Genomic DNA, 9,253 nt, shown 5'->3' with positions numbered 1-9,253 from the left:
GGGGCTCGATACCGGCGCCGACGACTATCTGACCAAGCCGTTCTCGTACGTGGTGCTGGTGGCCCGGGTGCGGGCGCTGTTGCGGCGGCGGGGGGCCGGGGCCTCACCGGTGGTGCGGATCGGGGAGCTGTCGGTGGACCGGGGTGCGCGCAGGGTGGAGCGGGGTGGTGGTGAGATCGCGCTGACCGCCAAGGAGTTCTCCGTACTGGAGCAGTTGGCGCTGCGGCCGGGGGACGTGGTCTCCAAGGCCGAGATCCTGGAGCATGTCTGGGACTTCGCGTACGACGGCGACCCCAATATCGTCGAGGTGTACATCAGCGCGCTGCGCCGCAAGCTGGGCGCCGGGTTGATCGAGACGGTGCGGGGAGCGGGGTACCGGCTCCGTGGGTAAGGTCTTCGGTTCCGTACGGGCGCGGGCGGCGCTGGGTGCGACCGTGGTGGTCGCGGTGGCGCTGGTGGCCGCGGGGCTCGCGGTGCTCGGGGTGTTGCGGAGCAATCTGGCGGACCGGGCCGAGGTGGATGCCGGGGCGACCGCCCGGGCGGTCGCCTCGAAGGTCGCCGGTGGGGTGGCGTACCGGGAGCTGGACCTCGGGGACGACACCCCGGTGCAGATCGTGGACGAGGACCACCGGGTGCGCGCGGTCAGTGACGATCTCCAGGCCGTGACGGGCACCGGCAGTTCCTCGGTGCGGCCGGTTCCGGCGCCCGGCGAGGACGATGATGACGACGGCGCGGGGGAGGTCTCCTCGACCCCGGAGTACAGCGCCGGTACGGCCCGGATCGACGGCGAGACCGCGGAGTACCGCTGGGCGGCCCTGGAGGTCACCGACGCCCGCGGTGAGGACGTCACCATCTACGCGGGCGCCCCGCTGGCCACCGAGCAGGGCGCGGTGGGCACCGTGCGGCAGGCGATGCTGATCGGGCTGCCGCTGCTGCTGGTGGTCGTGGCCGGGGTGACCTGGCTGGTGACCCGGCGCGCGCTGCGGCCCGTGGAGGGCATCCGGCGGGAGATGGCCGCCATCACGGCGAGTACGGATCTGTCCCGGCGGGTGCCCGTGCCGGGGTCGTATGACGAGGTGGCGCGGCTGGCCCGGACCACCAACGAGACGCTCACGGCGCTGGAGGCGTCGGTCGAGCGGCAGCGGGCCTTCGTGGCCGACGCCTCCCATGAGCTGCGCTCCCCGGTGGCCTCGCTCCGCACCCAGTTGGAGGTGGGCGCCGCCCATCCGGAGCTGCTGGACCTGGACGGCGCGGTGGAGGACGTGGTGCGGCTCCAGCGGCTGGCGGCCGATCTGCTGCTGCTGGCCCGGCTGGACGCGGGGGAGCGGCCCGCCCACGCGTCGGTGGCGCTGGACGCGCTGGTGCGCGAGGAGCTGGCCCAGCGGCTGGGGGACCGGGTGCCGGTGCGTGCGGAGGTGGCTCCGGTGGCGGTGTCGGGCTCGCGCGGGCAGCTCGCCCGGGTGCTGGGCAATCTGGTCGACAACGCGCAGCGGCATGCCCAGGGAGGGGTGCGGGTGGCGGTGCGCGAGGAGGGCCGGTGGGCGGTGCTGGAGGTCGCGGACGACGGGGCGGGGGTGCCCGAGGGCGAGCGGGAGCGGATCTTCGAGCGGTTCGTACGGCTCGACGACGCCCGCAGCCGCGACGATGGCGGGGCCGGGCTCGGCCTCGCCATCGCGCGGGACGTGGCGGTGCGCCACGGTGGCACCCTGGCCGTCCGGGCGGCACCCGAGGGCGGTGCCCTGTTCAAGCTGCGGCTGCCGGCCGCCGAGGCGCTGCCGGCCGGGCTGTCCGCCCCACTCGCACCCGCCGGACCCGCTGCACCGGCCTGCCCCAAACCCACCTCGGCGACATACTCGCCGCCACCGCGATCAACATCATCCGACTCATCCGACTCGATGCCCGGCTGACCGCAATTCCGCTCGGCGGGACCAGAACCACTCACCCGGACCGCCTCGAACTCGCCGCTTGAGCAGCATCACACCATCGGTTTGCGGATTCCCAACGGATCCCTGAACACAGGGGCTTCCTCGCAAGAGATCAGGTGAAGCCGTCACAAGCGAACCGGGCGAGGAATTACCTGGCGCCTGCCGGGGTGCCGGACGAGGAAGTGTGGCGGTTCGCGGCGCCGTGCCCGGCCGGGAGGGTGTCGATCCCGATCGCCCTGACCAGCCGACTCGGGCGCCGCCTGCGAAACGGCCGTCCCACGGAATTCACGCCCGCTCGGAACAGCGGTGAGTGCGGGGGGACTTTGCCGACTCCGCTTGGTCGAATTTTCACCTCGGTAGTGCCAAAACCTCTCCAACCAAGTCAAGACTTGGGCAACCCGGCCCGCACGCGAATGCCGCACCATCAGCGGCGATTTCACTGTGCACTCACATGATCACCAACTCCCGCCGACGCGCCTCGCAATTCCGGGCGTAGGCTCCGAAACAAGTTGTTGATCAAGCTTGGCCCCCTTCGGTTCAAGGGGTGCTGGTGAATTCGTCATGTTCCCGTCAGGGGGAAAGTCATGCCTACGACAGGGCAGGTGTCGCAGCCGGGACGCTGGACTCCGGCCGATGTGGGACGGATACCGATGCGGGGCGTCGCCCAGGTGGCGCTCAGCGCGAGCCCGTGGACCGGCTTATTCTTCACCGTCGCGCTGTTCGCGGGCGGCTGGCGGATCGGCGTGTACGGCCTGCTCGGCGCGGCGGCGTCCACCGTGGCCGCATTCCTACTGGGCGCCGACCGGGACGGTCTGGCCAACGGGCTGGAAGGCTACTGCGGTTGCCTGACCAGCATCGCCATAGTCGTCCGGCTCGGCGCCTCCTGGCGGACCGCACTGCTCGCCATCCTCGCCGCGGCGGTCTGCACGGTGCTGAGCGCGGCGGTCGGCCATCTGCTGGGCCGCATCGGACTGCCCGCGCTGACGGCCCCGTTCTGCCTGGTCGCCGGGGTGCTGGCGATCGCCCTGCCGACCGCGCCGCCCGCCGCCGCACCACCGCTTCCCGGCGACGGGGCAACCACCTTGTCGGCCACGGAACTCGGCCACGCGTTCTGCAACAACCTCGGTCAGGTCTTCTTCCTCGACAAGTGGTACGCGGGCCTGATCCTGCTCGCCGGACTGCTCATCACCTCCCGGGTCGCCGCCGTCGCCGCCGCCTGCGGCAGCGCCGTCGCGATCCTGACCGCCTGCGCCATGGGCCTGCCCGCCGACCGGATCGGCGAGGGGCTCTACGGCTACAACGCGGTGCTCGTCGCCATCGCACTGGCCGCCACCTTCCTGACCCTCACTCCGTGGACCGCGGGGTACGCCGCGCTCGCCGCCGTGGCCTCGGTCCCCTTCACCGCCGCCTGGCAGGCATTCGCCCAGCCCTCCGGCGGATCTCCCTTCACCTGGCCGTTCGTCGTGACGACCTGGCTCTTCCTGGCGGCCGCTCCAGCCTTGGACCGGCCGGGCATCTCGTCAGAGAAAGCGAAGTGACACCAATGAACCTCGCACCGCGCGAAATCGACAAGCTCCATGTCTATGTGGTGGCCGACCTGGCCCGGCGCCGCAGGGACCGGGGCACCAAGCTCAACTACACCGAGGCCGCCGCCCTGATCACCGAGGCCGTCCTGGAAGCCGCCCGCGACGGCCACACGGTGGCCGAGTGCATGGAGCTGGGCCGCAAGGTCGTCACGGCCGACCACGTCATGCCCGGGGTACGCGAGATGCTCACCGTCCTCCAGGTCGAGACCGCGTTCGTGGACGGGACGAAGCTGGTCACCTGCCACGACCCCATCGGCCCTGAAGCCGCCTGAATCACCGCCTGAATCCCCGCCTGAGACAAGGAGACGACGATGTCGGGTGGAGCCCACTACCTCTACGGGGACGACCCCGTGGAGATCAACCCCGGTCGGGCCAAGGTCGGTCTGACGGTCGCCAACACCGGTGACCGCGCCGTCCAGATCGGCTCCCACTACCACTTCTTCGAGGTCAACCGCGCGCTGCGGTTCAACCGCGAAGCCGCGTACGGCATGCACCTGGACATCCCGTCCGGCACCGCCGTCCGCTTCGAGCCCGGCGACACCCGCGAGGTCGAGCTGGTCGCCTTCGGCGGAAGCCGGCGGCTCATCGGCTTCGCCGGACTCGTGGACGGCGGCCTGAACGCCGACGACACCCGGCGCGCCGCGCTGCGCCGCGCCGGAGAACTGGGATTCGCCGACACCGGCGGCAACGCCGACACCGAGAACGAGGGAGCCGACCACTGATGGCGATCATCCCGCGCAAGCAGTACACGGACCTGTTCGGCCCCACCGTGGGCGACCGGTTCCACCTCGCCGACACCAACCTGGTCGTCGAGGTCGAGTACGACCACAACGCCGGCTCCTACGGCGACGAGGCCGTCTACGGCGGCGGCAAGGCCATCCGCGACGGCATGGCCCAGGACCCCGCCGCGCTCCACCGCGAGGGTGCGCTGGACCTGGTGATCACCAATGTGGTGGTCCTCGACCCGGTGCTGGGCGTCGTCAAGGGCGACATCGGGGTCCGGGACGGACTGATCGTCGGGGTGGGCAAGGCGGGCAACCCGCATGTGCAGAACGGTGTCGACCCCAAGCTGGTCATCGGCCCCGGCACCGAGGTCATATCCGGTGAGCACCTGATCGCCACCGCCGGCGGCGTCGACACCCATATCCACTTCATCTCGCCCCAGCAGGCCCAGGAGGGCCTGTCCAACGGCATCACCACCTTCTTCGGCGGCGGCACCGGGCCGACCGACGGCAGCAACGGCACCACCTGCACCCCCGGCCCGTGGAACATCCAGCGGATGCTGGAGGCCGTCGAGGAGCTGCCGGTCAACGTGGGTCTGCTCGGCAAGGGCAACGGCAGCCTGCCCGAGGCGCTGCGCGAGCAGGTCGAGGCGGGCGTGGCCGGTCTGAAGGTGCACGAGGACTGGGGCGCCACTCCGGCCACCATCGACAACGCGCTGCGGGTCGCCGACGAGCACGACGTCCAGCTCGCCATCCACACCGACACCCTCAACGAGGGCGGCTTCTTCGAGGACACCCTGTCCGCGATCGACGGCCGGACCATCCACACCTTCCACACCGAGGGTGCGGGCGGCGGTCACGCCCCCGACATCATGCGGGTCTCCGGCGAGCCCAACGTCCTGCCGGCCTCCACCAACCCCACCCTGCCGTACACCATCAACTCGGTGGACGAGCTGCTGGACATGGTGATGGTCTGCCACCATCTGTCCCGCAACATCCCCGAGGACGTCTCCTTCGCCGACAGCCGGGTGCGCGCCGAGACCATCGCGGCCGAGACGGTACTGCACGACCTCGGCGTGATCAGCATCTTCTCCTCCGACTCCCAGGCCATGGGCCGCGTCGGCGAGTCCTTCGCCCGTGCCTTCCAGACCGCGCACCACTGCAAGGAGGTGCGCGGTGCGCTCGCCGAGGACAGCTCCCGCAACGACAACGCGCGTGTGCTGCGCTATCTGGCGAAGCTCACCATCAACCCGGCGATCGCGGTGGGCGCCTCCGATGTGATCGGCTCGCTCGAGCCCGGCAAGCTCGCCGACATCGTGCTCTGGCCGATCAACTCCTTCGCCGCCAAGCCCAAGCTGATCGTCAAGGGCGGCATGGTGAACTGGGCCCTGATGGGCGACCCCAACGCCTCCCTGCCGACGCCTCAGCCGGTCTACTACCGGCCCATGTTCGGCAGCTTCGGCCGCGCCCGGCAGCGTACGTCCGTCACCTTCATGTCCCAGGCGGCCATCGCCGCCGGCGTCCCCGGCGAACTGGGCCTCGGGCGGCGGATCGAGCCCGTGCGGCGCTGCCGGACCGTCGGCAAGCAGCACATGGTCCGCAATGACGCGCTGCCGCGGATCGAGGTGGACCCGGAGACCTACAAGGTCACCGTCGACGGCGAGCCCGCCACCATCGAACCGGCCGAGCGCCTCCCGCTCAACCAGCTCTTCTACATCGTCTGACGCACCCCGAAGGACGGTCCGTTGGGGCGCTCGCGTGCCCCGCGGACCCCGCGGCCCGACCTCGGCCGACGGCCACCCGGCAGGAACGGAAACCCAGCGTGAACGAACCGATGCCGGTCGCGGCCCTGCTGACCGGGCTCCAGCTCACCGACTCGGCCTTCCCCAGCGGCTACTACACCCTCTCCCACGGACTGGAGGGCTTCCAGCAGGCCCGTGCGGTCACCCCGCGCAGCCTGCCCGCCCTCCTCCACGACCTGCTCCGCCACAGCGCGGGGCCGGCCGACGCGACCGCCCTCGCCCTCACCCACCGCGCGGTGGCGGCGGACGACTGGGACGCGGTGGTGGCCGTGGAACGGCGGCTGTACGCGACCAAGCTGGGCCGGGAGGCCCGGCAGGCCGCCGTCCGCACCGGACGGCAGTTGCTCGACCTGGCCGGCGAGGTCTACGGGACGCCGCAGCTCGAGCGGTACCGCACGCTGCACCGGGAGGGTGCGGTGCGCGGCTGCCAGCCGGTCGTGGCCGGCGTCGTCCACGCGGCGAACGGCCTCACCACGCGCCAGGCCGTCACCTGCGAGCTGTTCGCCTTCGCGGCCAGCTTCGTGGGTGCGGCCCTGCGACTGCGGCTCACCGATCACCGCCGGGCCCAGGTCGTACTCCACGGCGCCACCCCCGTCATCGAGGAGACCGTGGCGGCGGCGCTGGACCGGGACCTGGCCGACCTCGGCGGAAGCGTCCCCGTGGCCGACATCATGGCCGGCCGTCACGAACGGGCCGAGGCACGGCTGTTCGCGAGCTAGCGCCCCGGCCCGCCCTGCCTGCCACCGACAAGACACCCCCACTGCGGACAAGGAATCACCATGCACGACCCCACACAGGTCCGAGGCTCCCACCACCACCATGACCACGACGAGTTGATCCGGCGCCCGAAGGACGGCGTGCTGCGCGTCGGCATCGCCGGGCCGGTCGGCTCCGGCAAGACCGCGCTGATCGAGGCGCTCGTCCCGGTGCTGATCGCCCGCGGCCGGACTCCCGCCGTCATCACCAACGACATCTACACCACGGAGGACGCCGCCCATGTGCGGCGCACCCTGGACGGGATCCTCGCCGCGGACCGCATCGTCGGTGTCGAGACCGGAGCCTGCCCGCACACCGCGGTCCGGGACGACCCGACGATGAACCAGGCCGCGGCCGACGAGATCCTGGAGCGCTTCCCCGAGGTGGACACGCTGCTCTTCGAGAGCGGCGGCGACAACTTGACGCTCACCTTCAGCCCGGCACTCGTCGACCTCTTCCTGTTCGTGCTGGACACCGCGGAGGGCGACAAGATGCCCCGCAAGCGGGGTCCGGGCATCACCGAGTGCGAGCTGCTCGTCATCAACAAGATCGACATCGCCCAGTATGTGCGATGCGACCTGGACCGGATGGAGTCGGACGCCCACCACGTCCGGCAGGGCCGGCCGGTGGTGCTCACCAACTCCCTGACCGGAGTGGGCCTGGACACCATCGCCGACTTCCTGCTGGCCCAGGAGGCCGCCGGGCAGATCGGCCAGGAGGCGGCTTCCGCATGACCGAGGCGCCCGCGCGGCTGCACCCCGCACATTACGAACCCCGGCGGGTACCGGCCCGGATGCTCGAACTGACCGGCACTCCGGACACCCTGGCCGCCGGGCGCCCCGGCAAGGTCGGCCTGCTCGAACTGGGCTATGCGCGGGTCGGCGACCGCAGCGAACTGGTCCACCGCTACCAGAAGTCCCCGCTCCAGATCATGCGGCCGCTGTATGTGGACCCGCGGCGGCCGGACCTGCCGGTGACCTACCTCATGTCCACCGGCGGCGGCATCGTCCAGGCCGACCGCAACCGTGTCGACATCGAGTGCGGCCCCGGGACCGCCGTACATCTGACGACGCAGGCCGCCACCAAGCTGCACCGGATGGAGTTCGACCACGCCACCCAGGTCGTCCACCTCACCGCCGCCGCCCACGCTTACGTCGAGTACCTGCCCGACCCGCTGATCCCGTACCGGGATGCCCGCTTCTACCAGCAGACCCGGGTGACCGCCGACCCCACGGCCACCGTGGTGCTGGGCGAGACGATCGCGGCCGGGCGGCTGGCCCGGGGCGAACGGCACGCCTACCGCCTGCTCTTCAGCGACCTGGAGATCATGCGTCCCGACGGCGAGCCGGTGGTGGTCGACACCGTCCGCCTGGATCCGCGCGAACCGGGCTCGGTGACCGGCCCGGCGGTCTTCGGCGGGCACGATCTGATGGCCACGCTCTACGCGGTCACTCCGCTCGCCCCCGCGGCGCGGGTCGCCGACGCCTTGCACGAGGCTCTGCTGACCACCGGCCCGGCCTTCGGCGTGAGCGTGCTGCCCGACGACTGCGGAGCGTGGGCGCGGATCATGGGCAGCGACCCGCCGGCGGTCACCCGCGCTCTGCGTACGGCCTGGAATGCCCTGCGCGAGCTGCTCATCGGGGTCCCCGCCCCCGATCTGCGCAAGACCTGACGCCAAGACCTGACGCAAGACCTGACGCCCCGCTCCCCGGCCGCACCCGGCGTCCGGCGCGGTCACCTGCGCCGGACGCCGGGCGGGCCCGGATCCACCGTCGGCCCGCATGGCCGCACCGGAGCCCGATTCCGCGGTGGGGAGCGGCACTTCGCATGCCGCCCCGGTCACGTCCCGGGCGAGCCGGAAGCGGTGGTGACGGTGATGACCGCCGCCACCCCGTCGACGCGAAGGGTGCCGGCGTCCCGGTCCGAGAACAGGACGGCGTCGAACCGGTCGAGGGTGACGCCGGACTCCTCGACGCCCACCGTGCCCGTCAAGGCGATCACGAGGACCAGGACCCCGGTCCGCGGGATGACGGAGAACCCCTCCCGCGCCATTCGGACGTGCGCCGTCGCCCGGGTGCGCCGCGTCATCACGTTGAGATCGACAGCGGGCCCCGAGAGCAGCCGGCAGTCGGTGACCGCGTCACCCCGAAAGGAATAGGGCTCGTACGCGTCGGCGATGGTGTGCGGGACACCGTCGACGATCAGCTCCATCCCCGCCCCGTCCACGAGGGTGATGATCCTGTCCACGCCCGCGAAGGAGGAGAACGGACCGCTCCGGGCGATGTCGGCGAGACTCACCCGCCAGACGAAGTCCTCCATACCCGTGCCGGAGGCGTCGGCAGCGACCTCTCGGGTCAGACCACCACCGTTCTTCCAGCGCGACACCGGCCGGTCGTGCGCCCGCAGCACCTGGCTGCCCGTCATGCCGTCAACTCCTTCACCGCGGGCGGCGCCTTCTCCCG

At 71.6% G+C, this 9,253-nt stretch carries 10 protein-coding genes; 9 read left to right on the top strand and 1 reads right to left on the bottom strand.

Going from position 1 to position 9,253, the window contains the following annotated elements:
- The 9 genes from KN815_RS05765 to KN815_RS05725 all read left to right on the top strand — a co-directional run.
- The coding region (locus KN815_RS05765; RefSeq protein WP_216340654.1) for a winged helix-turn-helix domain-containing protein at positions 1–391 on the top strand (391 nt) is incomplete at its 5' end.
- Positions 384–1,907, top strand: coding sequence for a sensor histidine kinase (locus KN815_RS05760; protein ID WP_216340653.1), 1,524 nt, complete (start codon positions 384–386; stop codon positions 1,905–1,907). The genes KN815_RS05765 and KN815_RS05760, both read left to right, overlap by 8 nt.
- 602 nt (positions 1,908–2,509) lie before the next feature.
- Positions 2,510–3,463 (top strand): urea transporter, encoded by a 954-nt coding sequence (locus KN815_RS05755; RefSeq protein WP_216340652.1) that lies wholly within the window; start codon positions 2,510–2,512, stop codon positions 3,461–3,463.
- A 5-nt stretch (positions 3,464–3,468) separates the two neighbouring features.
- A complete protein-coding gene (locus tag KN815_RS05750) occupies positions 3,469–3,783 on the top strand; it encodes an urease subunit gamma (RefSeq protein ID WP_216340651.1) in 315 nt (104 codons plus the stop codon).
- A gap of 39 nt (positions 3,784–3,822) precedes the next feature.
- Complete coding sequence (locus KN815_RS05745; RefSeq protein WP_216340650.1) at positions 3,823–4,233, top strand: urease subunit beta; 411 nt, start codon at positions 3,823–3,825, stop codon at positions 4,231–4,233.
- Positions 4,233–5,957 carry an urease subunit alpha gene (gene ureC / locus KN815_RS05740; RefSeq protein WP_216340649.1) on the top strand — a complete coding sequence of 575 codons (1,725 nt, stop codon included), beginning with the start codon at positions 4,233–4,235 and terminating at the stop codon, positions 5,955–5,957. Before KN815_RS05745 ends, ureC begins: the two co-directional genes overlap by 1 nt.
- A gap of 110 nt (positions 5,958–6,067) precedes the next feature.
- Positions 6,068–6,754: an urease accessory protein UreF gene (locus tag KN815_RS05735; RefSeq protein ID WP_216340657.1), complete on the top strand. Its 687-nt coding sequence runs from the start codon at positions 6,068–6,070 to the stop codon at positions 6,752–6,754.
- A gap of 60 nt (positions 6,755–6,814) precedes the next feature.
- Positions 6,815–7,525 carry an urease accessory protein UreG gene (gene ureG / locus KN815_RS05730; protein WP_253208786.1) on the top strand — a complete coding sequence of 237 codons (711 nt, stop codon included), beginning with the start codon at positions 6,815–6,817 and terminating at the stop codon, positions 7,523–7,525.
- Positions 7,522–8,463 (top strand): urease accessory protein UreD, encoded by a 942-nt coding sequence (locus KN815_RS05725; RefSeq protein ID WP_372458272.1) that lies wholly within the window; start codon positions 7,522–7,524, stop codon positions 8,461–8,463. The genes ureG and KN815_RS05725 overlap by 4 nt, the downstream gene beginning before the upstream one ends.
- A 167-nt stretch (positions 8,464–8,630) precedes the next feature.
- On the opposite strand, the gene KN815_RS05720 is transcribed toward KN815_RS05725, so the two are convergent.
- On the bottom strand, positions 8,631–9,215 hold the full coding sequence (locus KN815_RS05720) for a HutD/Ves family protein (RefSeq protein ID WP_216340648.1): 585 nt from the start codon (positions 9,213–9,215) through the stop codon (positions 8,631–8,633).
- Between the last annotated feature and the right edge of the window lie 38 nt (positions 9,216–9,253).

Source organism: Streptomyces niphimycinicus (genome assembly GCF_018883605.1).
GTDB lineage: Bacteria > Actinomycetota > Actinomycetes > Streptomycetales > Streptomycetaceae > Streptomyces > Streptomyces niphimycinicus.
This window is presented reverse-complemented; position numbering and strand designations above follow the sequence as displayed.

Excerpts from the sequence above, each read along its gene's own strand:
- KN815_RS05755 (WP_216340652.1), top strand. The coding sequence starts at position 2,510 with ATGCCTACGACAGGGCAGGTGTCGCAGCCGGGACGCTGGACTCCGGCC.
- KN815_RS05750 (WP_216340651.1), top strand. The coding sequence starts at position 3,469 with ATGAACCTCGCACCGCGCGAAATCGACAAGCTCCATGTCTATGTGGTG.
- KN815_RS05745 (WP_216340650.1), top strand. The coding sequence starts at position 3,823 with ATGTCGGGTGGAGCCCACTACCTCTACGGGGACGACCCCGTGGAGATC.
- ureC (WP_216340649.1), top strand. The coding sequence starts at position 4,233 with ATGGCGATCATCCCGCGCAAGCAGTACACGGACCTGTTCGGCCCCACC.
- KN815_RS05735 (WP_216340657.1), top strand. The coding sequence starts at position 6,068 with ATGCCGGTCGCGGCCCTGCTGACCGGGCTCCAGCTCACCGACTCGGCC.
- ureG (WP_253208786.1), top strand. The coding sequence starts at position 6,815 with ATGCACGACCCCACACAGGTCCGAGGCTCCCACCACCACCATGACCAC.
- KN815_RS05725 (WP_372458272.1), top strand. The coding sequence starts at position 7,522 with ATGACCGAGGCGCCCGCGCGGCTGCACCCCGCACATTACGAACCCCGG.
- KN815_RS05720 (WP_216340648.1), bottom strand. The coding sequence starts at position 9,215 with ATGACGGGCAGCCAGGTGCTGCGGGCGCACGACCGGCCGGTGTCGCGC.